At 69.8% G+C, this 25,000-nt stretch carries 20 protein-coding genes and 1 pseudogene; 5 read left to right on the top strand and 16 right to left on the bottom strand.

What is annotated here, in order from left to right; translation table 11 throughout:
• Positions 1-19: 19 nt before the first annotated feature.
• The 13 genes from OOK40_RS07805 to uvrC form a co-directional block, all read right to left on the bottom strand.
• Positions 20-1,591 carry a PH domain-containing protein gene (locus tag OOK40_RS07805; RefSeq protein ID WP_266477622.1) on the bottom strand — a complete coding sequence of 524 codons (1,572 nt, stop codon included), beginning with the start codon at positions 1,589-1,591 and terminating at the stop codon, positions 20-22.
• Complete coding sequence (locus tag OOK40_RS07800; protein ID WP_266477621.1) at positions 1,588-2,088, bottom strand: PH domain-containing protein; 501 nt, start codon at positions 2,086-2,088, stop codon at positions 1,588-1,590. The genes OOK40_RS07805 and OOK40_RS07800 overlap by 4 nt, the downstream gene beginning before the upstream one ends.
• 4 nt (positions 2,089-2,092) lie before the next feature.
• Positions 2,093-3,745 carry a glucose-6-phosphate isomerase gene (gene pgi / locus OOK40_RS07795; RefSeq protein WP_266478998.1) on the bottom strand — a complete coding sequence of 551 codons (1,653 nt, stop codon included), beginning with the start codon at positions 3,743-3,745 and terminating at the stop codon, positions 2,093-2,095.
• A 189-nt stretch (positions 3,746-3,934) separates the two neighbouring features.
• Positions 3,935-4,270, bottom strand: coding sequence for an RNA polymerase-binding protein RbpA (locus OOK40_RS07790; RefSeq protein WP_003976875.1), 336 nt, complete (start codon positions 4,268-4,270; stop codon positions 3,935-3,937).
• Between the two features lie 134 nt (positions 4,271-4,404).
• The gene (secG, locus tag OOK40_RS07785; protein WP_266477593.1) at positions 4,405-4,641 is read right to left on the bottom strand and encodes a preprotein translocase subunit SecG; all 237 of its coding nucleotides are present in this window, start codon (positions 4,639-4,641) and stop codon (positions 4,405-4,407) included.
• 107 nt (positions 4,642-4,748) lie between these two features.
• Entirely contained in the window at positions 4,749-5,525 is a 777-nt protein-coding gene (tpiA, locus tag OOK40_RS07780; protein WP_266477591.1) for a triose-phosphate isomerase, read from the bottom strand.
• Between the two features lie 5 nt (positions 5,526-5,530).
• Positions 5,531-6,742: a phosphoglycerate kinase gene (gene pgk, locus OOK40_RS07775; protein ID WP_266477589.1), complete on the bottom strand. Its 1,212-nt coding sequence runs from the start codon at positions 6,740-6,742 to the stop codon at positions 5,531-5,533.
• A 117-nt stretch (positions 6,743-6,859) separates the two neighbouring features.
• Complete coding sequence (gene gap / locus OOK40_RS07770; protein WP_266477587.1) at positions 6,860-7,870, bottom strand: type I glyceraldehyde-3-phosphate dehydrogenase; 1,011 nt, start codon at positions 7,868-7,870, stop codon at positions 6,860-6,862.
• Positions 7,871-8,061: 191 nt separating this feature from the next.
• Positions 8,062-11,007, bottom strand: a complete 2,946-nt coding sequence (locus OOK40_RS07765) for a M14 family metallopeptidase (protein WP_266477585.1) — start codon at positions 11,005-11,007, stop codon at positions 8,062-8,064.
• A gap of 166 nt (positions 11,008-11,173) precedes the next feature.
• Entirely contained in the window at positions 11,174-12,163 is a 990-nt protein-coding gene (whiA, locus tag OOK40_RS07760; RefSeq protein WP_215093490.1) for a DNA-binding protein WhiA, read from the bottom strand.
• Positions 12,154-13,188 carry a uridine diphosphate-N-acetylglucosamine-binding protein YvcK gene (gene yvcK / locus OOK40_RS07755; RefSeq protein ID WP_266477579.1) on the bottom strand — a complete coding sequence of 345 codons (1,035 nt, stop codon included), beginning with the start codon at positions 13,186-13,188 and terminating at the stop codon, positions 12,154-12,156. The genes whiA and yvcK overlap by 10 nt, the downstream gene beginning before the upstream one ends.
• Positions 13,185-14,123: an RNase adapter RapZ gene (gene rapZ, locus OOK40_RS07750; protein ID WP_266477577.1), complete on the bottom strand. Its 939-nt coding sequence runs from the start codon at positions 14,121-14,123 to the stop codon at positions 13,185-13,187. The genes yvcK and rapZ overlap by 4 nt, the downstream gene beginning before the upstream one ends.
• A complete protein-coding gene (gene uvrC / locus OOK40_RS07745; protein WP_266477575.1) occupies positions 14,120-16,102 on the bottom strand; it encodes an excinuclease ABC subunit UvrC in 1,983 nt (660 codons plus the stop codon). The genes rapZ and uvrC overlap by 4 nt, the downstream gene beginning before the upstream one ends.
• 392 nt (positions 16,103-16,494) lie before the next feature.
• On the opposite strand from uvrC, the gene OOK40_RS07740 reads away from it, so the two are divergent.
• Positions 16,495-17,427: a hypothetical protein gene (locus tag OOK40_RS07740; RefSeq protein WP_266477573.1), complete on the top strand. Its 933-nt coding sequence runs from the start codon at positions 16,495-16,497 to the stop codon at positions 17,425-17,427.
• 200 nt (positions 17,428-17,627) lie between these two features.
• Here the strand turns inward: OOK40_RS07740 and OOK40_RS07735 are convergent, their stop codons facing one another.
• A complete protein-coding gene (locus OOK40_RS07735) occupies positions 17,628-18,056 on the bottom strand; it encodes a Rieske (2Fe-2S) protein (RefSeq protein ID WP_266477571.1) in 429 nt (142 codons plus the stop codon).
• A gap of 123 nt (positions 18,057-18,179) precedes the next feature.
• Between OOK40_RS07735 and OOK40_RS07730 the strand changes: the two genes are divergently transcribed.
• Entirely contained in the window at positions 18,180-19,073 is an 894-nt protein-coding gene (locus tag OOK40_RS07730; protein WP_266477569.1) for a carbohydrate kinase, read from the top strand.
• A gap of 249 nt (positions 19,074-19,322) precedes the next feature.
• Here OOK40_RS07730 and uvrA read toward each other — a convergent pair whose 3' ends face one another.
• Positions 19,323-22,337 (bottom strand): excinuclease ABC subunit UvrA, encoded by a 3,015-nt coding sequence (gene uvrA / locus OOK40_RS07725; protein WP_266477567.1) that lies wholly within the window; start codon positions 22,335-22,337, stop codon positions 19,323-19,325.
• A gap of 203 nt (positions 22,338-22,540) precedes the next feature.
• Here uvrA and OOK40_RS07720 point away from each other — a divergent pair, with 203 nt between their 5' ends.
• Both OOK40_RS07720 and OOK40_RS07715 read left to right on the top strand, forming a co-directional pair.
• Positions 22,541-23,248, top strand: a complete 708-nt coding sequence (locus OOK40_RS07720) for a maleylpyruvate isomerase family mycothiol-dependent enzyme (protein ID WP_266477565.1) — start codon at positions 22,541-22,543, stop codon at positions 23,246-23,248.
• Between the two features lie 9 nt (positions 23,249-23,257).
• The gene (locus OOK40_RS07715) at positions 23,258-23,914 is read left to right on the top strand and encodes an MBL fold metallo-hydrolase (RefSeq protein ID WP_266477563.1); all 657 of its coding nucleotides are present in this window, start codon (positions 23,258-23,260) and stop codon (positions 23,912-23,914) included.
• Positions 23,915-23,926: 12 nt separating this feature from the next.
• Here the strand turns inward: OOK40_RS07715 and OOK40_RS07710 are convergent, their stop codons facing one another.
• Positions 23,927-24,619 (bottom strand): alpha/beta hydrolase, encoded by a 693-nt coding sequence (locus OOK40_RS07710; RefSeq protein ID WP_266477561.1) that lies wholly within the window; start codon positions 24,617-24,619, stop codon positions 23,927-23,929.
• Between the two features lie 69 nt (positions 24,620-24,688).
• On the opposite strand from OOK40_RS07710, the pseudogene OOK40_RS07705 reads away from it, so the two are divergent.
• Positions 24,689-24,911 (top strand): annotated as a pseudogene (locus tag OOK40_RS07705) (LD-carboxypeptidase); the annotation flags it as partial.
• Positions 24,912-25,000: the final 89 nt, after the last annotated feature.

Below are 25,000 nucleotides of genomic sequence, written 5' to 3'. Positions count from 1 at the left end.
GTGCGGCCGAGCCGCACCTTCAGCCCCTCCGGCGTTTGAGGAGCGGGGTCTGGGGCGGAGCCCCAGTTCGGGAAGGGGCGGGTAGGGGAACAGCCCCGCCGGCGACGAGGAACGGCTCCAGCACCCCCGGCACCGCCTCCGCGGCGAACGCCAGCCCCTCGTCCTCCGCCGCGTCGTAGACCGAGTACGCACCCGCCCCCGCAGCCGTCGTCGCCGTCAGCGTCAGCACTCCCGCCCGGCGCTGGAAGACCGACTGCTTCACGGTCCAGCCGATGACCCCACCCCGCTGCAGCGCGACCGTCGCGCGGCGGACGGTGCCGGAGCGGGCCACCAGATACGCGCCGCTGATGCCGTGCCCCAGCGCGCGGTACGCGTCCAAGGCGAGGACCACCGCGACCGGCAGCCCCACCACCGCGACCGCCGCCGCGAGGTGCAGCAGGACGGGCGTGATCCAGGCACCGAGGACCGTCAGCACCAGCGGGGGCAGCAGCGACGCCGTCAGCGCCCATCTCAGCCTGCGGGTACGCGCGGCCCGCGGGTGGGCGGTCAGCGGGGCCGCGCTCGTCGGGGCGACGGACTCGCGCAGTACCCGCGCTGCCACCTCGTCCGCCACCGCCCGCGGCGCCGGAGGCAGCAGCACCTTCAGATCGCCGTGCTTGTCCTGCTCGTCGTCGACGAGCCCGGTGGCGATCGCGTCGACACGGGCCGCGCCGAGCAGCCTGACGCCGAGCGGCTCGACCAGTTCCACACCGCGCAGCCTGCGCTCCTCTATGGAGATCGAGCGGGCGGTGAACAGGCCCCTGCGCACCCGCAGTGTGCCGCCGGGCTCCCGCTCCAGGCGGTAGTTCCACCACATCTCGATCCAGAGGCCGAGCGCGCCGACGATCCCCGCGACCAGGACCGCGCCGGCCAGAACCAGGACCGTCCAGAGGACGGAGGTGTCCCGGACACGGTCTCCCACCCAGTCGACGACCTTGCCCTGGGCCCCGAACCATTCGCTGACCTGCATCACACCGCCGGCGGCCGCGCCGCCGAGCAGCGGGGCGACGAAAGAGACCGGGGCGTAGCGGAGCCAGGCCGGGTCGAGTGCGGCGAGTTCGCCCTCGCGTATGCCGGGTTCCGGTGCCGCCCGGGCCAGCAGTTCCCTGCGCAGCCTCTCACCCTCGGCCTTGCCGACAGCGTCGAGCTCCAGCGTGGACTCGCCGCCGCTGTGTTCGCCGGTGCCGATGCGCACCTTGACCAGGCCGAGGACGCGCAGCAGCGGATTGGCGGCAAGGTCGACGCTGCGGATGCGTTCGCGGGCCAGCGAGCGGCGCCTGACCAGCAGCAGTCCGGTGTGGAGTTCGGCGCGCTCGGGACCTATGCGGTAGCGGGTGCGGCGCCACCGTACATAGTCCGCGCCCGCGCCCGCCGCGATCATCGGCACGGCCCCGGCCAGTACCCAGGCGAACGCCTGCCACAGCGGCATGTCGCCCGCGAGTCCGAGTGCGGTGGGCAGCCCGGCGCCCGCGGCCACGCCCGCCATGACGAGCGCGGCGACCAGGACCGTACGCCGCTCGAGCCGCTGCCAGTCCCCGTCCGGGGAGCTCATGTCGCGTCCCCGGGTGTTGCCTGGGTGATCCGGGTCAGCTGTTCGGCGAGCCGGGAGGCGAGCTCATGGTCGAGCCCCTCGATCTTGATCGCGCCTTTGGAGGACGCGGTCGTGACAACGACCGTGGCGAGCCGGAAAGCCTGTTCCAGCGGTCCGCGCACCGTGTCGACGGTCTGGATCCGGGACATGGGCGCGATCCGCCACTCCTGCCAGAGCGCTCCCGTACGGACGTACACGGCCTCGTCCGTGACCTCCCAGCGGTGCACCCGGAACCACCAGGCGGGGAAGGAGGCGGCGGCGGCCAGACCCAGCACCGCCACCACCGCGGCGACCGTCAGCAGCGGTGGCCGCGCGGGCGCGATGAGCGCGCCCAGCACGGCCAGTACCACCACCGGGACTGCCGTTGCCAGCAGCCACTGGACCCGCCACCAGCCGACGACCCGCTCGTCGAGCGTATTGTTCGGCGGCCTCAGCCGCACCGCGCCCTCCCCCGTCATCGGCTCAGCGACCGCGCAGCGTGCGGTACTTGGCCACCAGCGTCGCGGTCGAGCTGTCCAGCTGCTCGCCGCCCGTCCCCGCGGTCAGTACCGGCTCGATCTTCTTGGCGAGGACCTTGCCGAGTTCGACCCCCCACTGGTCGAAGGAGTCGATGTTCCAGATGGCGCCCTGGACGAACACCTTGTGCTCGTACAGCGCGATGAGCTGGCCGAGGACGGACGGCGTGAGTTCGTCCGCGAGGATCGTCGTCGTCGGGTGATTGCCCCGGAAGGTCTTGTGCGCCACCAGCTCCTCGGGCACGCCCTCGGCCCGTACCTCCTCCGGCGTCTTGCCGAAGGCGAGCGCCTGGGTCTGCGCGAAGAAGTTGGCCATCAGCAGGTCGTGCTGGGCAACCAGACGCGGCGACAGATCCGCGACGGGCCTGGCGAAGCCGATGAAGTCCGCCGGGATGACCTTGGTGCCCTGGTGGATCAACTGGTAGTACGCGTGCTGCCCGTTGGTGCCCGGCGTGCCCCAGACGACGGGTCCGGTCTGCCAGTCCACGCGGTTGCCCTCGCGGTCCACGGACTTGCCGTTGGACTCCATGTCGAGCTGCTGCAGATACGCGGTGAACTTGGACAGGTAGTGGGAGTACGGCAGCACCGCATGCGACTGCGCGTCGAAGAACGCGCCGTACCAGACGCCCAGCAGGCCCAGCAGCAGCGGGGCGTTGGTCTGAGGCGGTGCCGTACGGAAGTGCTCGTCGACCAGGTGGAAGCCGTCGAGCATCTCCCGGAAGCGGTCCGGGCCGATCGCGATCATCAGCGAGAGCCCGATGGCGGAGTCGTAGGAGTAGCGCCCGCCGACCCAGTCCCAGAACTCGAACATGTTGGCCGTGTCGATGCCGAAGTCGCCGACCTTCCCGGCATTGGTCGACAGTGCGACGAAGTGCTTGGCGACGGCCTCCTGACCGGCGTTCAGCTCGGTGAGCAGCCAGTCGCGGGCGGAGGTGGCGTTGGTGATCGTCTCGATGGTGGTGAAGGTCTTGGAGGCGATGATGAACAGCGTCTCGGCCGCGTCCAGGTCCCGTACGGCCTCGTGCAGATCGGCCCCGTCGACGTTCGAGACGAAGTGGAACGTCAGATCGCGCGCGGTGAAGGAGCGCAGCACATCGTAGGCCATGGCGGGGCCCAGATCGGAGCCTCCGATGCCGATGTTGACGATGTTCTTGATGGGCCTGCCGGTGTGGCCGGTCCACTCGCCGGAGCGGATCCGCTCCGAGAAGGCGGCCATCTTGTCGAGCACCGCGTGCACGGCGGGCACCACGTTCTCGCCGTCCACCTCGATCACGGCGTCGCGCGGGGCGCGCAGGGCCGTGTGCAGAACGGCCCGGTTCTCCGTGGTGTTGATCTTCTCGCCGCGGAACATCGCGTCCCGCAGGGCGCCGACGCCGGTGGCAGCGGCCAGCTCGCGCAGCAGCGCCAGCGTCTCGTCGGTCACCAGGTGCTTGGAGTAGTCGAGGTGGAGGTCCCCGACCTGGAGGGTGTAGCCACTGCCGCGTGCCTCGTCGGCCGCGAACAGCTCCCGCAGATGTGTCTGTCCCAGCTGCTCGCGGTGCTTGCCGAGAGCGGCCCATTCGGGCGTCTGGTTGAGCCTCGTACGGCCTTCTGCGCTCATCTTGGACATCAGCCCACTTCTTCTCGTACCTGCCTGCGTGCCCCGCTGCGTCTCCAACCTAATTGATCAGCGGGGTGCCACGGCGTACGTAGAAGAGACGCATCGCGAAAGACGCGCCGAAGAAGCGGAGGACGCGTCAAAAGGAAAGTCCGGCCGGGCACCCTCGGGTGTCCGGCCGGACCGCAATCTCTAGATCTCGCCCCGCAGTTTGGCCAGCGCTTCGGCGAGAATCGCCTCACCGTCCGCGTCGCTGCGCCGCTCGCGCACATAGGCGAGGTGCGTCTTGTACGGCTCCGTACGCGGCGGGTCCGGTGGATTGTCCCGATCCTGACCGGCCGGGAACCCGCAGCGCGGGCAGTCCCACGTCTCGGGGACCTGTGCGTCGCTGGCGAAGCTCGGCTGCGTCTCGTGCCCGTTGGAGCACCAGAAGGAGATGCGCAGGCGCGGCGCGGACTCGCCCCGCTCGGCCTCACCCATCGGCCCCGCTCCGACCCGGCTTCCCCGGATCGCGTTGCCACTTGCCACGGTCGTAACTCCCTGCGTGATGGTGCTGCACAGCGTCTCACAGCGGCTGCGCCGCGGTGCCCCAGTCTACGTAAGGCCCAACGCTCGTCCAGTGATTGGAGTTACACCCCACTCCGGGACGTGGATGGCCTGGGTCAGCTGTCCAACTTGATCAGCAGACCAAGTACGACAATGCAGGCAAACCACAGCAGACCGATTACCACGGTGATGCGGTCGAGGTTACGCTCGGCGACCGAGGAGCCACCCACCGAGGACTGCATTCCGCCACCGAACATGTCGGAGAGGCCGCCGCCCTTCCCCTTGTGCATCAGCACCAGCAGCAGCAGCAAGCCACTGAAGATGATCAGGGCAATCGAGAACCCGAAAATCACGGCTGGACCAACTTCCTAGGACTGAAATGGAGGACGGGGGCCGGGTGGCATTCCATGCTGCCTACTCGGCCCCCGCAAGGGTACGACGGATCCGCGCTACCGCATACTCACTGGTCGCGGAACCGGACGATCTTGACGAACTCCTCGGCGTCCAGCGCCGCACCGCCCACCAGGGCACCGTCCACATCGGACTGCGCCATGATCGCGGCGACGTTCCCGGCCTTCACCGAGCCGCCGTACTGGATGCGAACCTTGGCGGCTAGCTCCTGGGAGTACAGCTCCGCCAGACGCCCGCGGATCGCACCGCAGACCTCCTGCGCGTCCTCGGGGGTCGCGACCTCGCCGGTGCCGATGGCCCACACCGGCTCGTACGCGATCACGATCGACTCGGCCTGCTCGGCCGGGACGTCCTTCAGGCCGCCGTCGAGCTGCGCGAGCGTGTACTCGACCTGGTTGCCCGCCTTGCGGATGTCCAGGCCCTCTCCGACGCAGAGGATCGGGGTCAGCCCGTGCTTGAAGGCGGCCTTGACCTTGGCGTTGCAGAGCTCGTCCGTCTCGGCGTGGTACTGGCGGCGCTCGGAGTGGCCCACGGCGACGTAGGTGCACTTCAGCTTGGCCAGCATCGGGCCCGAGATCTCGCCGGTGTACGCACCGGAGTCGTGCGCCGAGATGTCCTGGGCGCCGTACTTGATCTTGAGCTTGTCGCCGTCGACCAGGGTCTGTACGGACCGCAGGTCGGTGAAGGGCGGCAGGACGGCGACCTCGACGGCCTCGTAGTCCTTGTCCGCCAGGGCGAAGGCGAGCTTCTGGACGTGCGCGATGGCCTCGAGGTGGTTGAGGTTCATCTTCCAGTTGCCCGCCATCAGCGGGATACGTTCACTCACGGTTTTCAGTCCTCCAGTGCGGCGAGGCCGGGGAGCGTCTTGCCCTCGAGGTATTCGAGGCTGGCGCCACCGCCGGTGGAAATGTGGCCGAATGCGTTCTCGTCGAAGCCGAGCGTGCGCACGGCGGCTGCCGAGTCGCCGCCGCCGACGACGGTGAAGCCCTTGCTGCCGAGCAGCGCCTCGGCGACGGCCTTGGTGCCCTGGGCGTAGTCGGGGTGCTCGAAGACGCCCACCGGGCCGTTCCAGAAGACGGTCTCGGCGTCGGCGATCTTCGACGCGAACAGCTCGCGCGACTTCGGGCCGATGTCCAGGCCCTCCTTGTCGGCGGGGATCTTGTCGGCGTCGACGGTGATGAAGTCGGCCGGGGCCTTGGTCTTCAGGTCGGGGAACTCGCCCGAGGCCAGGATGTCGACCGGCAGGACGAGCTCGACGCCGTTCTTCTCGGCGCGCTCCATGTACTCGGTGACGGTCGGGATCTGGTCCTCCTGGAGGAGGGAGATGCCGACCTCGTGGCCCTTGGCCTTGAGGAAGGTGTAGGCCATGCCGCCGCCGATGAGGATGCGGTCGGCCTTGCCGAGCAGCTGGTCGATGACGCCGAGCTTGTCGGAGACCTTGGCGCCGCCGAGGATCACCACGTACGGGCGCTGCACCTCTTCGGTGAGCTTCTTCAGGACGCCGACCTCGGTGGCGATGAGGTAGCCGGCGGCGTGCGGCAGCCGGGCCGGGAGGTCGTACACCGAGGCGTGCTTGCGGTGGACGGCCCCGAAGCCGTCGCCGACGTACACATCGGCGAGGGCGGCCAGCTGGTCCGCGAACGCGCCGCGCTCGGCGTCGTCCTTGCTCGTCTCGCCGGCGTTGAAGCGGAGGTTCTCGATGACGGCGACCTGGCCGTCGGCGAGGCCCGCGACGACGGCCTTGGCCGATTCACCGACGGTGTCGGTCGCGAAGGCTACATCGGCGCCGAGCAGCTCACCGAGGCGCCGTGCGGCCGGGGCGAGCGAGAAGGCCGGGTCCGGGGCGCCCTTGGGGCGGCCCAGGTGAGAGGCGACGACGACGCGCGCGCCCGCCTCGGCGAGCTTGGCGACGGTCGGCTGGACCGCGCGGATGCGGCCGTCGTCGGTGATCGTGGTGCCGTCGAGCGGCACATTGAGGTCGGCGCGGACGAATACCCGCTTGCCCGCGACCCCTTCGGTGAGAAGTTGGTCGATCGTCTTCATGAAAATGCGGCTCCTCGTACGGCTGGTACGTGCGACAGGGCCTGGGCGGCGCTTCGTTGCGCGGCCCAAGCCCTGTCGCTCACATCGTGGTGCTCTCTTTGCAGATCAGCTTGCAGATCAGAGCTGGCCGCCGACGAAGACCGTGAGGTCCACGAGGCGGTTGGAGTAGCCCCACTCGTTGTCGTACCAGCCGAGGATCTTCACCGACTTGCCCTCCTGGACCATGGTCAGGGAGGAGTCGAAGGTGCAGGAGGCCGGGTCGCCGACGATGTCCGAGGAGACGATCGGGTCCTCGGTGTAGAAGAGAACGCCCTGCAGGTCGCCGGAGTCGGCGGCCTTCTTGAACGCGGCGTTGACCTCGTCCTTGGTGACCTCGCGCTGCAGCTCCACCACAAGGTCGGTGGCCGAACCGGTCGGGACCGGAACGCGCATCGCGATGCCGTCGAGCTTGCCCTTGAGCTGCGGGAGGACCAGCGCGGTGGCCTTCGCGGCACCGGTGGTGGTCGGGATGATGTTCTCGGCGGCGGCGCGGGCACGGCGCAGGTCCGAGTGCGGGAAGTCAAGGATCCGCTGGTCGTTCGTGTACGCGTGGACCGTGGTCATCAGCCCCTTGACGATGCCGAAGTTCTCGTCGAGAACCTTGGCCATCGGCGCCACACAGTTGGTGGTGCAGGAGGCGTTGGAGATGACGTGGTGGTTGGCCGCGTCGTACTTGTCCTGGTTGACGCCCATCACGATGGTGATGTCCTCGTCCTTGGCCGGAGCCGAGATGAGGACCTTCTTGGCGCCGCCGGCGATGTGCTTCGCGGCGTCGGCCTTCTTCGTGAAGATGCCGGTGGACTCGATGACGATGTCGACGCCCAGCTCGCCCCACGGAATATCGGCGGGGTTGCGCTCGGACAGCACCTTGATGGTGCGGCCGTCGACGGTGATCGTGTCGGCGGTGTGGGTCACCTCGGCCTTGAGGCGGCCCAGGATCGTGTCGTACTTCAGAAGGTGGGCGGTGGTCGCAGTGTCACCAAGGTCGTTGACAGCCACGATCTCGATGTCTGCACCCTGCTCCAGCAGCGCGCGGAAGTAGTTACGACCGATGCGGCCAAAGCCGTTGATGCCTACGCGGATCGTCACGAACCGATCTCCTCGTTGGTACGCCGGGTTTCGACGCCGGCGAGCTGTATGGGATGTCCCCGACCGCCTACGACCCTACCCCCCTGGCGGCCTGCGAGTGACATCGAGAGGGCCTGTGCGAGCCACGGTGACTCCTACCCCTCAGTAGGGTTTCGGCAGGGGCAGGAGCCGCCGTGGCGCGCTTCGCGGTGTCAGCTGCCGAGGGCCCTCAGCGCCTTCCCGATGACGTTCTTGCGGTCGCCCGGAGCGGGCACGTGCTCGAGGCCGAAGCCGATCAGCACGCTGTCCTCGGTGGTGACGGCGGCCTGGGAGTGGAAGAGCGCCTGGGCCCGCGCCCAGTCGACCGTGTTCCCCGGGCTGCCGGCCGGAGGCCCTGGCACGGCCCACGGGCCGAGCGCGGTCTCGAAGCCCTCGGGACCCTGCGGGGTGCCTGAGACGACGAGCCTGGTGTCGTCGACGAAGGCGCCGACTCCGCCGGTGCCCGGGTCGGAGACGTACGAGATCGAGAGCTCGACCTGCTTCCCGGCGTAGGCGCTGAGGTCCACGGAGACCTGCTGCCAGCCGTTGGAGGAGCCCGTGAAGCGGTTCCACGCGCCGCTCGTGCCGGTCGCCGTGCAGCCGGAGGCCGCGACCGTCAGGTAGTGGGCGAGGAAGGGGTGGCCATTGACGTAGTAGCCCTCCTCGCACTGGACGGGCACCTCGCTGGTGGTGCCGCCGTTGGCGTCCGGCAGGGTCGTCCAGTCGTCCTGGCCCACGGTGTGCGCCTCGACGACGACATTGTCGAAACCGCGCTCGGTGTCGTAGCTGAGCTGGAACTGCAGACTCGGCTTGGCGGTGGCCGCCGTGCCGGACAGATCCACCGTGCGCGCCAGGCGCATGTACGCGTCGTCCTGGTGCTTCGCCGCGGCGAACCATTCGCCTACGGCGGGCTCGAAGGGCGTGCGGGTCCCCGGATAGGTGCCCGCGGACGCGCTCTCGAACTGCGGGAATTGGTCGGGCTTCAGGGTGTCCGACGTGATGGTGTACGCCCCGGCCAGGTCGAGCGGATTGCCGCTCGCGTCGCCGAGCGCCGCCGTCGCGCCCGCGAGCGCCCCGGAACCGGCGAAGGAGGGCGGGGACTTGAGCCCGACGCGGTTGTAGGCGCCGAGGTAGTACTGGGCGAAGTCGTTGGAGTCCGCGCCGCCCAGGTCGATCGTGCCGCCGGCCTGCTCACCGGCGTTGATCAGCTTGCCGCCCTCGTTGAGGTAGTCCCGTACGACGCCGGTGGTCGCCGCGGAGGGCTGGTCCGCGCCGGTGTACCAGACGACGGTCTTGAAGTGGTCGAGCACGCCGAGGGCGCTGGGGACGCCCTGCGTCGCGACGTCCCAGACCGCGGCACGGCGGCCGTTGTCCGCGAGGGCCTTGGTGTACGCGGCGGTGTTCTTCGCCGGGGCGGTGCCGCCCTCCTCCGCGATCACCAGTGTGTCGGCGCGCGGCCTTTCGGCGATCGTGTAGGTGAAGTGTTCGCTGGCGGTGGGCTCTCCGGCCCGGGTCTCGCCGGTGAACCAGACCTCGACCGTGTCGCCGACGTCCCCGTCCCTGACCTTGGCGCGGTACTCGTCGAAGCGGATGTTGTCGTCCCCGCCATAGGTCTCGCCGCCCTTCCAGCGCTTTAGCGTCTGGTCGTGGGTACGGCCGCCGTTGACGCGGTACTTGAGCTCCTTGTCGCGTACGGACTTACGGGCGACGACAGAGACTTCCTGGTCGCCACCGCGCGCGTAGGAGGTGGTGAAGGCGTCGGGGGTGAAGTCCGCGGCCATCAGACCGAGCGAGGAGGAGGGCTGGTCGGGATGGGCCGCGGTCTCGGCGACGGAGAGCGCGAAGGGGATGTTCTTGGCGAACTCCTGCTGGATCAGCTTCTCGTCGTCGGGGAAGGTGAACACCGATGCGCAGTCGGCCGGGTTCCAGGGGTCGTTGGGGTCGATGCGCGAGGCGGTCCCGCAGGTCGACATCTCCGGGGTGTACATCATCATCCCGTTGACGTTGGCCGCGTGGCCGTCGGCCTCGCCGTTGGTCGTGTAGAGCTCGGAGGAGACCTGGGGGCGGTAGCCGGGGATCGCGGAGTTCTGCGGCGTACCGGCGAGGGACTGGTAGAGCACGTCGTCCGGGGTCGGGGTGGCGACCTGCCATCCGACTCCGTACAGGATCAGCTGGGCCGCGGAGTGGTAGTTGATGCCGTACTCGAAGCCGATGCGCCTCTCGAAGGCGTCGAGCGCCCTGGTCTCGGGCTCCGACGCCGGGCCGGTGCCGCGGTAGGTCTCGGAGGCCGGGTCGGGGGACGAACCCTCGTTGTCGTAGCCCCACTTGTAGGCGAAGTTCCGGTTGAGGTCGACGCCGTCGCCCGGGGTGATCTTGCCGTCGCCGTTGTTGTCGTGGAGGTTCTTGCGCCACTGGCGCTCGTCCGTGCCGGTGAACGTGTAGTCGTAGCCGTCGGGGTTGGCGGAGATGACGAACCACAGTTCGGTGGAGTCGACGATCTTCGTGATCCGCGGGTCCTTGCCGTAGTTCGCCAGGTAGTAGTGCATCAGCCGCCGGGTCATCTCCGGGGTGATCCACTCACGCGCGTGCTGGTTGGACAGGTACAGCGTGGAGGGCTTGGAGCCGTCCCGAAACTTCTTGGCGCCCTTGCTGACCTTGAGGGCGAGGATGTCCTGGCCCTTGACGGTCTTGCCGATGCTGACGACCTTGGTGAGGGCGGGATGGGCCTGCGCGGTGGCGAGGATTTCGCGCTTCAGGCCGTTCTCTCCGCCGTACGGGCGGAAGACGCCGTCGCCGGCTGCCGCCACCCGCCTCTCGGCCGAGGAGGAGACGGTGTGCTCGGTGACCTCGATGCCCTGCTTGCGCAGAGCGGCGGCCTGCTTGTCGGTGAGGTAGAGCTCCACGGTGGCGGCGCCCTTGTCGGGCACCTGCTCGGTCAGTTCATGACCGTCGGCGCCCGCCGCGAGGATCAGCGGGACCTGGGTCTTGGTGACTTGGGCGCGCCATACGGACAGTCCGTCGCCGTCGCCCGCGGGTTGTGCCTGGGCGAGCGGCGCGGCCGCGAGTCCGGCTGTCAGGAGTGATACGGCGGCGAGGATCGATCTCGCTCTTCGTCTCATTGGCCCCCCTTGCTGGTTTCTGCCAGGAAAGTGAACAGACGCCAGACTCATCACACCCCATGGCCATGTCAAGACAGCCACGCCGTCCGAAGGAGTGCACATACAACCGCTGTCGGCGTTCGGGTGAACGGCGACAGCGGTCGGTGGAACGAGCGGTGACGGTGGATCAGCCCACGAGGCCGTCCGCCATCTCCTCGGTGAGGTTGGACTCCGTGCCCGGAATGCCGAGATCCTGGGCCCGCTTGTCCGCCATCGCGAGCAGTCGGCGGATACGGCCCGCGACGGCGTCCTTCGTCAGCGGCGGGTCGGCGAGCGCGCCCAGCTCCTCCAGGGACGCCTGCTTGTGCTCCATGCGCAGCCGTCCGGCCGCCGCGAGGTGCTCGGGCACCTCCTCGCCGAGGATCTCCAGCGCGCGCTGGACGCGGGCGCCCGCGGCGACCGCGGCGCGCGCCGAGCGGCGCAGATTGGCGTCGTCGAAGTTGGCGAGGCGGTTGGCGGTGGCGCGCACCTCGCGCCGCATCCGCCGCTCCTCCCAGGCGAGCACGGACTCGTGGGCGCCGAGGCGGGTCAGCAGCGCGCCGATCGCGTCCCCGTCGCGCACGACGACACGGTCCACACCGCGCACCTCGCGCGCCTTGGCGGCGATGGAGAGCCGGCGGGCGGCGCCGACCAGCGCGAGAGCGGCCTCCGGACCCGGGCAGGTGACCTCCAGCGAGGAGGAGCGGCCCGGCTCGGTGAGCGAACCGTGTGCCAGGAACGCGCCGCGCCAGGCGGCCTCCGCGTCACACGTGGCGCCCGAGACGACCTGCGGCGGCAGTCCCCGGATCGGGCGGCCCCTGCCGTCGACCAGACCGGTCTGGCGGGCCAGCTGGTCGCCGCCCGCCACCACCCGTACGACATAGCGCGAGCCGCGGCGCAGTCCCCCCGGCGCCATCACCATGAGCTCGGAGCTGTGGCCGAAGATCTCCAGGATGTCCCGCTTCAGCCGGCGTGCCGCGATGCCGGTGTCCAGCTCCGCCTCGATCACAATGCGGCCGCTGACCAGATGCAGCCCGCCCGCGAACCGAAGGATCGCCGAGACCTCCGCCTTTCTGCAGCAGGTCCGGGTGACGGGAAGCCGGGAGATTTCGTCCTTCACCGCTGCCGTCATCGCCATGGGCCGATCCTTCCATGCATCCGAAAAATACGGTCGTACGCGGCGGCCAACAGCTCCGGATCATGCTTCGGAACACCATTGGGCGAGGCCACGGGCGCCAGCTCGACCGCGGCGCCGAACCGCTTTGCGGCGTCGGCGAGGGACTCGCGGTCGGGCACAGCGGCCTCGTCGGCCAGCACCACGTCCAGGGCGAGTTTAGGCGCGTGTCGTCCCAAAACCTCCAAATGACGCTGCGGTGAGAAGCCATCTGTTTCGCCGGGCTGCGGCGCGAGGTTGAGCGAGAGGACCCGGCGGGCCCTGGTCTCGATCAGCGCGTCCAGCAGTTCGGGCACCAGCAGATGCGGGATCACCGAGGAGAACCAGGAACCGGGGCCGAGGACCACCCAGTCGGCGTCCAGGACCGCTTCGACGGCCTCCGGCACGGCCGGCGGGTCGTGCGGGACGAGGTGCACGGACTGCACCTCGCCCGGGGTGAGCGCGACGGTGGCCTGGCCACGGACCGTGTCCACCTCGTCCGGGCGGGCCGGGTCGTGGCCCCGTACCAGCGCCTGGAGCTCCAGCGGCACGGCGGACATCGGCAGCACCCGGCCGTGTGCGCCCAGCAGCTTGCCGACCAGGTCCAGCGCCAGGACATGGTCGCCCAGCTGCTCCCACAGGGCGACAATCAGCAGATTGCCGACCGCGTGTTCGTGCAGGTCGCCCTCGGACTGGAAGCGGTGCTGGATGACGCGGGCCCAGGTCTGGCCCCAGTCGTCGTCGCCGCACAGTGCCGCCAGGGCCTTGCGCAGATCGCCGGGGGGCAGCACGCCCAGCTCGTCGCGGAGCCGGCCGCTGGAGCCGCCGTCGTCGGCGACGGTGACGACCGCGGTGAGGTCGCCGGTGATACGGCGCAGGGCGGTGAGCGAAGCGGACAGGCCCATGCCGCCGCCGAGCGCGACGACCTTGGGCTGCGCGCCGCGTTTCCGTCCGGTCGGCGCGTGCGTGGCCCTGCGCAGCCGCCTCAGACGAAGGTTGCGTCCGGTCACTCGCGCCCCAGGTCCCGGTGGACGACGACGGTCTCGATCCCGGCGGAGGAGAGCAGGGCGGCCAGCTTCTCGGACGTGGCGACGGAGCGGTGCTTGCCACCGGTGCAGCCGACGGCGATGGTCACGTACCGCTTGCCCTCACGGCGGTAACCGGCGGCGATCAGCTGGAGCAGCTCGGTGTAGCGGTCGAGGAACTCCTTGGCGCCGGGCTGGTTGAAGACATAGTTCGACACCTCTTCGTTCAGGCCGGTGAAGGGGCGCAGCTCGGGGACCCAGTGCGGGTTCGGCAGGAAGCGCATGTCGACGACGAGATCCGCGTCGACGGGCAGTCCGTACTTGAACCCGAACGACATCACCGTGGCGCGCAGCTCCGGCTTCTCGTCGCCCGCGAACTGAGCGTCCATCTTGGCGCGCAGCTCGTGCACGTTGAGGCTGGAGGTGTCGATCACCAGGTCGGCGTCGCCGCGCAGCTCGCGCAGCAGATCACGCTCGGCGGCGATGCCGTCGACGATCCGGCCGTCGCCCTGCAGCGGGTGCGGACGGCGGACCGACTCGAAACGGCGGACCAGGGCCTCGTCGGAGGACTCGAGGAAAACGATCCGCCGCGTGACCTGCTTGGAGTCCAGGTCGGCGAGGGATTCACGAAGGTTGTCGAAGAACCGCCTGCCGCGTACGTCGACGACGACGGCGATTCGGGCGACATTGCCCTGCGAGCGGGCGCCGAGCTCCACCATCGTGGGGATCAGCGCGGGCGGCAGGTTGTCGACGACGAACCAGCCGAGGTCTTCGAGACACTTCGCGGCCGTGCTGCGCCCGGCACCCGACATACCGGAGATGATGACCAGCTCGGGGATGGCCGCCTCCGCGGCTCCGCCGGGCTCGATCGTGGTGCCCGTACTCACGTCTGCTGCTCCGTCTCCGTCGTGCTCAGTCATGTCGTACTTCCCCCGTCGTTCTCTTCAATGATCTCTCCTGTTGCCGTATTCACGGCAGGGGCGGCCGGAACCGCCTGGGCAAGGGCCACGACCACGGACTCCGCGGTCTTGCGACCCATGCCGGGAACCTCGCAGATCTGCTCGATTGTCGCCTGCTTCAGCCGCTTCACCGAGCCGAAATGCTTGATCAGCGCCTGCTTACGGGTCTCGCCGAGACCGGGCACGGCGTCGAGCGGGCTGATCCTGATGCGCTTGGTCCGCTTGGAGCGCTGGTAGCGGATGGCGAAGTCGTGAGCTGTGTCACGGACGCGCTGCAGGAGATACAGCCCCTCGCTGGAGCGCGGCAGGACCACCGGGTCGTCGTCGTGCGGCAGCCAGACCTCCTCCAGGCGCTTGGCCAGTCCGCAGACGGCGACATCGTCGATGCCGAGCTCGTCGAGTGCGCGCTGGGCGGCGGCCACCTGGGGCTGTCCGCCGTCTACCACGACGAGCTGCGGCGGATACGCGAAACGCTTGCGCTTGCCGTCGTCCTCCGGGGCGTCTTCGGGGGCGTCCTCGCCGATCCACTCCCCCGTCCTGTCCTTCTCGGCCAGATAGCGCTTGAAGCGGCGGCTGATGACCTCGTGCATGGACCGGACGTCGTCCTGTCCCTCGAAGCCCTTGATCTGGAAGCGGCGGTACTCGCTCTTGCGGGCCAGGCCGTCCTCGAAAACCACCATGGACGCCACGACGTCCTCGCCCTGGAGGTGGGAGATGTCGAAGCACTCGATCCGCAGCGGCGCCGAGTCGAGGCCGAGGGCCTCGGCGATCTCCTCCAGGGCGCGCGAGCGGGTCGTCAGGTCGCTGGCGCGCTTGGTCTTGTGCAGGGCGAGGGCCTGCTGGGCATTGCGCTGGACCGTCTCCATCAGGTCCTTCTTGTCGCCGCGCTGGGGGATGCGCAGCGAGACGTTCGAGCCGCGGCGGTCGCTCAGCCACTGGCTGACCGCGCCGGTGTCCTCGGGCAGCGCCGGTACGAGGACTTCCTTGGGGACCGCGTCGCCCTTCTCCTCGCCGTACAGCTGCTGAAGCGCGTGCTCGACGAGGCCGGCGGTGTCGACGGCCTCGACCTTGTCGGTGACCCATCCGCGCTGGCCGCGGACGCGTCCGCCGCGGACATGGAAGATCTGTACGGCGGCTTCCAGCTCGTCCTCGGCGACGGCGATCAGATCGGCGTCGGTGGCGTCCGCGAGCACGACCGCGTTCTTCTCCAGGGCCCGCTTGAGCGCCCCTATGTCGTCGCGCAGCCTCGCCGCCTTCTCGTACTCCATCTCCTCGGCGGCCGCCGTCATCTGCTTCTCGAGGCGGCGGATGTAGGTGCCGGTGCGGCCGGCCATGAAGTCGCAGAACTCCTCGGCCAGTTCGCGGTGTTCCTCGGGGGTGACCCGGCCGACACAGGGTGCGGAGCACTTGCCGATGTAGCCGAGCAGACAGGGGCGTCCCTTCTGCTGGTGGTTCCTCAGGACCCCCGCGGAGCACGTACGGACGGGAAAGACGCGCAGCATCAGGTCGACGGTCTCGCGGATCGCCCAGGCATGGCCGTAGGGACCGAAGTAGCGCACGCCCTTCTTCTTGGCGCCGCGCATCACCTGGACCCGCGGAAACTCCTCATTGAGGGTGACCGCGAGATACGGATAGCTCTTGTCGTCCCGGTACTTGACGTTGAACCTGGGGTCGAACTCCTTGATCCAGGAGTACTCCAGCTGGAGCGCCTCGACCTCGGTGGAGACGACGGTCCACTCGACGGAGGCGGCCGTGGTGACCATGGTGCGGGTGCGCGGGTGCAGACTCGCGAGGTCCTGGAAGTAGTTGGCGAGGCGCTGGCGCAGGCTTTTCGCCTTCCCGACGTAGATCACCCGGCGGTGCTCGTCGCGGAACTTGTAGACCCCCGGCGAGTCGGGGATCTGTCCCGGCTTGGGGCGGTAGCTGGAGGGGTCTGCCATGCGCTCCACCCTACTGGCGGGGGGTGACAGTGCGGGCCCGTGGTGTGTGCCGGGACCCCGCCCTGGAACCCCACGCGCGGGTCCGGTGCGGAACCCCGGGCCGCCAGGCGCGGCGGCGGTGCCAGGCCGCCGTGGCGATCAGCGTTGCGCATCGCGATCCTCCCTATGGGGTGGGGATGGAGGAGCGCGTCCGGAAGCTGCGGTTCAGCATCAGTCCTTGTCGAGGGCAGGTCAACGCGCTTCAATGCGGGGTGACACGGCGCTGTGAATGCCACAGCCGGGATGTGAACACCTTCCGTCCCGTTCCACCAGGACGCCCGTCGCCGCCCACCCTCAGCGGCTCACCCCACCGTGACCATTTCACTCGCTTCCCGAAGGCCGCTGGAGGAACCATGGGGCACACCGAGGCCGATCTGGCACAGGTGCTGCACACCGGCCCCTTCCATCTGGCCCTGCGCGCCGCGCTCGCGGTGCGCGGACTGCCACTCCAGCGCGTCCAGCACCATCTCGCCCACCGCGGCATCAAGGTCGGGGTGACCAGTCTGAGTTACTGGCAGCAGGGCGCGCGGCGTCCGCAGCGGCCCGAGTCACTGCGCGCCGTACGCGCCCTGGAGGACGTACTCGAACTGCCCGGGAACTCGTTGATCAGGCTGCTCGATGCCGGCGAGGGCGGCGGGCGCACGGACGTCGAGCGCCCCGCCGCGCGCTCCTACCGCTCGCTGGTGGAGGCCTCCGGCGCCGTCGAGCAGCTGCTCGCCGATCTGGAGTCACCCCCCGACGGCGGGCTGCACACGGTGGGCCACCACGAGCGGGTGCGGATCGGGTCGGGGCGCGAGCTGCTGGGGCGCGACTCGGCGCATGTCGTACGCGCCCACCGCGACGGGATCGACCGCTATCTGGCCATCCACCACGGCGACCCCGGCTGCGATCCGGCGCGGGTGGAGGTCAGCGCGCTGGAGAACTGCCGCACGGGGCGGGTGCGGTGGCACCGCGAGACCGGGGTGCTCGTCGCGGAGCTGCTCTTCGACGCCCGGCTGCGCGCGGGTGAGACGTACTACTTCGGCTACGGCTTCGAGGACGGGACCGGCGGGCCGAGCAGCGAGTATGTGCGCGGCTTCGGCTTCGCGGGCGGGCAGTACGTGCTGCAGGTGCATTTCGACGAGGGCGCGCTGCCGGTGCGGTGCCGGAGATTCGCGCAGGCCACGACGGGTGCGCTGCGCGGGGCCCGGACGGATCTCACACTGAGCGGGCGCCATCGCACGGTGCATCTGGTGGAGCAGGGCGTACGGCCCGGAATCCTGGGGATCGACTGGGACTGGGAGTGAGTCCGCTCAGGTTCTGTCCGGTCGATCAGGCCGGATCAGTGAGCGGGGTCTGGTGCGTGCAGCTGCAAGGCGGAGGATGGAGCCGACGCGGAGCGTCGGCGACTGACGCAACGCGGCGTGGGGGCACGTCCCGTGCCCGAAGGGCTACGGGGGAGTGCGTGCCAGGGCACGCGAGCCCGGCAAGATCGGCCGGACAGAACCTAAGCGCCAGGACCGGCGACGAGCTTGCCGCCCTCGGCCCTGATCGGGACCTCGGGAAGCGGCACGGTCGCCGGGCCCTGGACCGCCTTGCCGGTCGTCACATCGAAACGGCTGCCGTGGCAGGGACAGTTGCCCTCGGTGCCCTCCACCTTGTCCAGGACGCAGCCCGCGTGCGTGCACTGCGCGCTGAAGGCCTTGTACTGGCCCTTGGCCGGGCAGCTGACGACGAGCCGCTGCTCGCGGTAGAGCTTGGCACCGCCGACCGGGACGGCATCCGCCGCGCCGAGCTCGACGGGTGCGGTCGGCGTGGGATTCTCGGCGTGCCCGAGCTTCGACTCGGTGGAGCAGGCCGCGACCCCCAGCCCGGCTGCGCCGGCGAGGGCGGCGCCTTTCAGCACGGTACGGCGGGCGGCGGACTGGCCGGACATGGAAACTCCACAGGCATCGGTCGATCGGGGCGTCGGTGACAGACCCGACGATACCGACGGAGATCGGCGGTCCTGCCGGTGGGCTCCCTGTCACCCCGGGAGGCGATGGGTTACGTTCGGCCCGTGATCGTCGTCGCCGGAGAGTCCTTGATCGATCTGGTCCCGCAGGGGGACGGCGCACCCCTGCCCGCGCTGCTGCCGCGGCTCGGCGGAGGGCCGTACAACACGGCTGTCGCGCTCGGGCGCCTGGGCGCACCGGTCGGCTTCTGCTCGCGGGTCTCGACGGACGGCTTCGGCGATGCGCTGCTGGACGGGCTGCATGCGGCGGGGGTCAGCACCTCCCTCGTACAGCGCGGCCCCGAGCCGACGACGCTGGCCGTCGCGACGATAGGCGCGGACGGCTCCGCCCACTACGGCTTCTATACGCAGGGCAGCGCCGACCGGCTCTTCGAGCTGCCGCCGCACCTGCCCGATTCGGTGCGGGCCGTGGCGTTCGGTGCCTGCTCGCTGGTGCTTGAGCCGGGCGCGAGTGCGTACGAGGCGCTGCTGCGGCGGGAGGCGGGGCGCGGGGTCTTCACCCTGCTCGACCCCAACATCAGGGCCGGTCTGATTCCGGATGCGGATGCGTACCGGGCGCGGTTCGCCGGGTGGCTGCCGTCCGTGTCGCTGCTGAAGCTGTCGGAGGACGACGCCGAGTGGCTGGGCGGGGTGCCGCAGGGGCCCGGGGCAGTGGTGCTGACGGCGGGCTCGGAGGGTCTGACGGTCCGGACGAGGTCCGGCCTGGAGGTCTCGGTTCCGGCCGTGCCGGTGGCGGTCGCGGACACCATCGGCGCGGGCGACACGGTGAACGCCGCGCTACTGCACGGCCTCGCGGCCCGGGACGCCCTCTCCGCGGACGCGATGGCGGCACTGGACGCGGACGGCTGGCGCGAGGTCCTGCACTTCGCGGCCCGGGCGTCAGCGGTGACCTGCTCCCGCACGGGAGCGGAGCCGCCGTACGCGTGGGAGCTGTTCTAGCCCCCACCCCGCCCCTTCCCGAACCGGGGGCCAAGCCCCCAGACCCCCGTATGCGGCCTTCGGCCGCATGTCCTCAAACGCCGGACGGGCTGAATTTCCGCCGGTCGGGCCTGAGTTTTCAGGCCGACCGGCGGAAAATCAGCCCGTCCGGCGTTTGAGGCGCAAGGAGGTTGGGGGTCCCCCGGACGGAGTCTGGGGGAGGGCGGGTAGGGGAACAGGCCCGCCGCAGGCGACCGCCCGCCCCCGCGGTCAGGCCTTGCGCGCCCTCGCCGTCCGCGCCGTCGCCGTCTTCTTTACCGGCGCCGACTTCGCCGCCACCGCGTTCTTCTTCACCGCGACCGCGTTCTTCGCCGCAGCAGCCTTCTTCGCCGCCGTCTTCGGCGCCCTGCGCGCCGCCGGCACGACCGCGTCGCTGATCCGCTCCACGTCCAGGACGTCCCGCAGGAACTTGCCCGTGTGGCTGGTCGACACTCCCGCGACCTGCTCCGGGCTGCCCTCGGCGATGACCAGGCCACCGCCGCTGCCGCCCTCGGGGCCCATGTCGACAACCCAGTCCGCAGTCTTGATGACGTCCAGGTTGTGCTCGATGACGATGACCGTGTTGCCCTTGTCGACCAGGTTGGACAGCACCTTGATCAGCTTGCTGATGTCCTCGAAGTGCAGACCGGTCGTCGGCTCGTCCAGGACGTAGACCGTGCGCCCGGTGGAGCGCTTCTGCAGCTCGCTCGCCAGCTTGACGCGCTGTGCCTCACCGCCGGAGAGCGTCGGCGCCGACTGACCGAGGCGGACATAGCCGAGGCCCACCTCGTTGAGCGTCCTCAGATGGCGCGAGATCGTGGGGACGGCCTCGAAGAAGTCCAGCGCCTCCTCGATCGGCATGTCCAGCACCTCGGCGATGGACTTGCCCTTGTAGTGGACCTCCAGGGTCTCCCGGTTGTAGCGCGCTCCGTGGCAGACCTCGCACGGGACGTACACGTCGGGAAGGAAGTTCATCTCGATCTTGATGGTGCCGTCGCCCGAGCAGTTCTCACAGCGGCCGCCCTTGACGTTGAAGGAGAAGCGGCCGGGGAGGTAGCCCCGGACCTTGGCCTCCATCGTCTCCGCGAAGAGCTTGCGGACATGGTCGAAGACACCGGTGTACGTCGCCGGGTTGGAGCGCGGCGTACGGCCGATGGGCGACTGGTCGACATGCACCACCTTGTCGACGAGGTCGTCGCCGTCGACCCGGGTGTGGCGGCCCGGCACCGACTTCGCGCCGTTCAGCTCGCGGGCGAGGTGGGTGTAGAGGATGTCGTTGACCAGCGTCGACTTGCCAGAGCCGGAGACTCCGGTGACCGCCGTGAACACGCCGAGCGGGAAGGAGACGTCGATGTCGCGCAGGTTGTTCTCCCGGGCACCGTGGACGGTGAGCAGCCGTCCCGGATCCATGGGCCTGCGGATGTCGGGCGTCGGGATGGACCGCTTCTTGGCGAGGTACTGACCGGTGATCGAGGCCTTGTTGGCCAGCAGGTCCTTCAGCGAGCCGGAGTGCACGACCTTGCCGCCGTGCTCACCGGCGCCGGGGCCGATGTCGACGATCCAGTCGGCCACCTTGATGGTGTCCTCGTCGTGCTCGACGACGATGAGGGTGTTGCCCATGTCGCGGAGCCGTACAAGGGTCTCGATGAGCCGGTGGTTGTCGCGCTGGTGCAGTCCGATCGACGGCTCGTCCAGGACGTACAGCACGCCGACCAGGCCGGAGCCGATCTGGGTGGCGAGCCGGATGCGCTGGGCCTCGCCGCCGGAGAGCGTGCCGGCCGCGCGGTTCAGCGAGAGGTAGTCGAGGCCGACGTCGACCAGGAACCTCAGTCGTTCGTTGACCTCCTTGAGGACCCGTTCGGCGATCTTCTTGTCCCGGGCGTTCAGCGTCAGCCGGCCGAGGAAGTCGGCGCATTCGCTGATGGACATGGCGGAGACCTCGGCGATGGACTTCTCCATCACGGTGACCGCGAGGACGATGGGCTTGAGCCGGGTGCCCTCACAGGTCGGGCAGGGCACTTCGCGCATATAGCCCTCGAAGCGCTCCCTGCTGGAGTCGCTCTCGGCCTCGGTGTGCCGCCGCTTCACGAACTGCACGGCACCCTCGAACGCGGGCGTGGTGTACGCCCGCTCCCGGCCGTAACGGTTGCGGTAGCGGACCTCGACCTGGGTCTTGTGGCCGAACAGCAGGGCCTTCTTGGCGCGCTGCGGCAGCCCGGCCCAGGGCATGTCGGTGGAGAAGCCGAGCGCCTGGGCGAGCCCGCCGATCAGCCGCCCGAAGTACTCCTTGGTGTGCCCGTGGGACCAGGGGTGGATCGCGCCCTCGTCGAGGGACTTCTCCTCGTCCGGGACGATCAGCTCGGGGTCCACCTCCATGCGCGTGCCGATGCCGGTGCAGTCGGGGCAGGCGCCGAAGGGCGAGTTGAAGGAGAAGGAGCGGGGCTCCAGCTCCTCGAAGGACAGGTCGTCGTAAGGGCAGTACAGATGCTCGGAGTACATCCGCTCGCGCTCGGGGTCGTCCTCCGGGAGGTCGACGAAGTCGAGCACGATCATGCCGCCGGAGAGCCCGAGCGCGGTCTCGACCGAGTCGGTGAGCCGGCGCTTGGCGCCTTCCTTGACGGTGAGGCGGTCGACGACCACCTCGATGGTGTGCTTCTCCTGCTTCTTCAGGGTCGGAGGCTCGGCGAGCTGGATCGTCTGTCCGTCGACCCGCGCCCGGCTGTACCCCTTGGTCTGGAGGTCGGCGAACAGGTCGACGAACTCCCCCTTGCGCTCGCGCACGAGGGGAGAGAGGACCTGGAAGCGGCTGCCCTCGGGCAGCTCCAGCACCCTGTCGACGATGGCCTGCGGCGACTGGCGCGAGATGGGACGGCCGCACTCGGGGCAGTGGGGCTTGCCGATACGGGCGAAGAGGAGGCGGAGGTAGTCGTAGACCTCGGTGATGGTGCCGACCGTCGAGCGCGGGTTGCGCGAGGTCGACTTCTGGTCGATCGAGACGGCTGGGGAGAGGCCCTCGATGAAGTCGACGTCCGGCTTGTCCATCTGACCGAGGAACTGCCGGGCGTACGAGGAGAGCGATTCGACGTACCGGCGCTGCCCCTCGGCGAAGATCGTGTCGAACGCGAGAGACGACTTGCCCGACCCCGAGAGCCCGGTGAAGACGATGAGTGAGTCACGCGGGAGGTCGAGCGAGACGTTCTTGAGATTGTGCTCGCGAGCGCCACGGACGATGAGACGGTCGGCCACGCCGGTCCGCACCTTTCTTGAGAGAAGCGGGGGCACAGCCCCCCGTCGCCAGACTATGGGGGCCGCCGGAACGTTTGGATTCCAAGCTGTGAAATGACTGCACCAACCAGGATGCCTCCACCGAGCCTATAGCACGCGCATTCGATTTACGGCCATGCTCCGACACCTTCACCCGATCGAGTGGCCGGGCTATCGTCGGCCCCATGATCGATCCCTTGCGCGACCTGGCATCTGTACGCGAAGCCACCGATCGGCTCCTCACCGCGGCCGCCGGTCTCGACGCCGCGGCCGTAGCCGGACCGTCCCGGCTCCCGGGCTGGAGCCGCGGCCATGTACTGGCTCACCTGTCCCGTAACGCCGAAGCGCTCGTAAATGTTCTCGAAGGCCGCCCGATGTATGTCAGCGGCGAGGCGCGTGAGGCGGACATCGAGCGCGACGCGCCCCGCCCGCCCGCCGCACAGCTCGCGGACGTACGCGACACCGCCGCCGCCTTCCAGGCCGCCGGTGCGGTCCCCGCCGACTGGAGCCGGACCGTCGAGCTGCGCAACGGCATCACCGACGCCGCGGCCCGCGTCCCCTTCCGTCGTCTCGTCGAGGTCGAGCTGCACCATGTCGATCTGGGCATCGGCTACGAGCTGGAGGATCTGCCCGAGGACTTCACCGACCGGGAGATCTCCTTCCTCAGCGAGCGCTTCTCCGGCCGCCCGGACGTCCCGCCGACCCGGATCGTCGCGAGCGACAGGGAACCGGGCGCCAAGGACGCCGGCGAGTGGCACACGGGCGGAACGGAAGGTGCTCCCGTCACGGTCACCGGCCCCGCCGCCGCCCTGCTCGGCTGGCTCGCCGGACGGCGCGACGGGACGGGCCTGGACACAGCCGGAGCCCTGCTGCCGAAGCTGCCCCCGCTATAGGCTGATTCCATGACGTACAGCGGAGTGGTGAAGGTCGGCGGCCGGGCTGACGTGCACGAGTTGACGGACCTGATGATCTCCAAGGTCGCGGTCGGCCCGATGGACAACAACAGCTATCTGCTGCGCTGCCGGACCACCGGCGAGCAGCTGCTGATCGACGCGGCCAACGAGCCCGAGACCCTGCTCCATCTGATCGGCGACGACTCCATCGCGTCCGTCGTCACCACCCACCGCCACGCCGACCACTGGCAGGCGCTGGCCCAGGTCGTCGAGGCGACCGGCGCCCGCACCTATGCCGGACGGTACGACGCGGAGGGCATCCCCGTCCCGACCGACGTACCGGTCGAGGACGGGGACACGATCACGGTCGGCCGCGTCGAGCTGACGGCCCGCCGTCTCGTCGGCCACACCCCGGGCTCCATCGCCCTGATCTACGACGACCCGCACGGTCCCCCGCACCTGTTCACCGGCGACTGTCTCTTCCCCGGTGGCGTCGGTAACACCCACCAGGACCCCGAGGCCTTCGCCAGTCTGATCAACGACGTCCAGACCAAGCTCTTCGACCGGCTGCCGGACGAGACCTGGGTCTACCCGGGCCACGGCAAGGACACGACACTGGGCGACGAGCGGCCGCAGCTGCCTCAGTGGCGCGAGCGCGGCTGGTAGCTGGACACCCCTCTACGGGGTGGCGAAGCTGTCCGCGACCGTCGGCGGCAGTGGGCCGAGGCGCAGCAGCCCGGTGACCAGACGCGCGGCGAGCGTGTGCCAGGTGCGGGCTCCGCGGAGCATGGCGTGGTCGCCGCCGGGCATCCGCAGTGCGCAGGACTCGGCTCCGGCGGCGCGCGCCCTGTCCGCGAGTTGCCAGGAGTCGCGCGGGTTCGTCACGCGGTCGCGGTCACCGTGCACCAGGACGACGCGTTTCCCGGCCAGGTGCTCCACCGGTTCTCCCTCGGGGCACCACGGAGCGAGGCCGACGACGGCCTCCACGAGGGGGTGGCCCGCGGCATGCAGGGCTGCCCGCCCTCCCATCGAGTGGCCGACGAGGACGACGGGCACGGGGCCGGTCAGGAAAGCCAGTTCGTCCAGGGCGCGCAGTGCGTCATGCCCGGCGTCGGCGCGGGCTCCGTTCCAGCCGCGGTGGCGGTAGCGGACCTGTCCGAGCACGACGTCGTGGCCGTCAGTGGCACGCGCGATGGCCCGGGCGAAGGGGCGCATCCGGGCCCCGGGCGGATTCAATACCGGGGGCGGCTCCAGGCCGTCGGCCCGGCCGCCGTGCAGCAGCAGTACGGCGGCCCGCGGCGGCTCCGCGGCCCGGTCGAGCCGGAGCGCGGGCGCGGGCGACCGCTCGGGCCGTGTACTTCTGGGTCTCACGTGATCCTCGTCGGTCGCGGTCCGTAAACCGATGTCCTGGGGCGTCTCCGCCCGATTACCCTCCCGATCATGACGGAGCCCATCTGTCCCCCGAAACCCCGTCCCGGCGACCGCATCGCCGTGATCTCGCCGTCCAGCGGCCTGCCCGGGCTGCTGCCCCTTTGCTGCCGCTGCTGGACCGGGAGTTGATCCGCGACAAACCCAGCCCTTCTTCGGCTTCAGCGACAACACCAAGCTGCTGGCCTGGCTGTGGAACACCGGGATCGTCGGCTACCACGGCGCGAGCGTGATGACGACGGTGATCTGGTCGTCCCCTGTTGTGTCGACCCCATCTTCCGGGTCGCCGGGAACTCCACCGGCATGAGCCCGAAGTCCTTCTCC

The sequence above is a fragment of the Streptomyces sp. NBC_01481 genome, assembly GCF_026339995.1.
GTDB lineage: Bacteria > Actinomycetota > Actinomycetes > Streptomycetales > Streptomycetaceae > Streptomyces.
Note: the sequence above shows the minus strand (reverse complement) of the source record. Positions and strands in the feature narration are given on the sequence as shown.

What these genes read in the sequence shown, in the direction of transcription:
- pgi (WP_266478998.1), bottom strand. Translation starts at nt 3,745, where the DNA reads ATGAGCGCAGAAGGCCGTACGAGGCTCAACCAGACGCCCGAATGGGCC.
- OOK40_RS07715 (WP_266477563.1), top strand. Translation starts at nt 23,258, where the DNA reads ATGACGTACAGCGGAGTGGTGAAGGTCGGCGGCCGGGCTGACGTGCAC.
- OOK40_RS07740 (WP_266477573.1), top strand. Translation starts at nt 16,495, where the DNA reads ATGGGGCACACCGAGGCCGATCTGGCACAGGTGCTGCACACCGGCCCC.
- OOK40_RS07765 (WP_266477585.1), bottom strand. Translation starts at nt 11,007, where the DNA reads ATGAGACGAAGAGCGAGATCGATCCTCGCCGCCGTATCACTCCTGACA.
- OOK40_RS07735 (WP_266477571.1), bottom strand. Translation starts at nt 18,056, where the DNA reads ATGTCCGGCCAGTCCGCCGCCCGCCGTACCGTGCTGAAAGGCGCCGCC.
- rapZ (WP_266477577.1), bottom strand. Translation starts at nt 14,123, where the DNA reads ATGACTGAGCACGACGGAGACGGAGCAGCAGACGTGAGTACGGGCACC.
- OOK40_RS07720 (WP_266477565.1), top strand. Translation starts at nt 22,541, where the DNA reads ATGATCGATCCCTTGCGCGACCTGGCATCTGTACGCGAAGCCACCGAT.
- OOK40_RS07805 (WP_266477622.1), bottom strand. Translation starts at nt 1,591, where the DNA reads ATGAGCTCCCCGGACGGGGACTGGCAGCGGCTCGAGCGGCGTACGGTC.
- pgk (WP_266477589.1), bottom strand. Translation starts at nt 6,742, where the DNA reads ATGAAGACGATCGACCAACTTCTCACCGAAGGGGTCGCGGGCAAGCGG.
- whiA (WP_215093490.1), bottom strand. Translation starts at nt 12,163, where the DNA reads ATGGCGATGACGGCAGCGGTGAAGGACGAAATCTCCCGGCTTCCCGTC.
- uvrC (WP_266477575.1), bottom strand. Translation starts at nt 16,102, where the DNA reads ATGGCAGACCCCTCCAGCTACCGCCCCAAGCCGGGACAGATCCCCGAC.
- OOK40_RS07800 (WP_266477621.1), bottom strand. Translation starts at nt 2,088, where the DNA reads ATGACGGGGGAGGGCGCGGTGCGGCTGAGGCCGCCGAACAATACGCTC.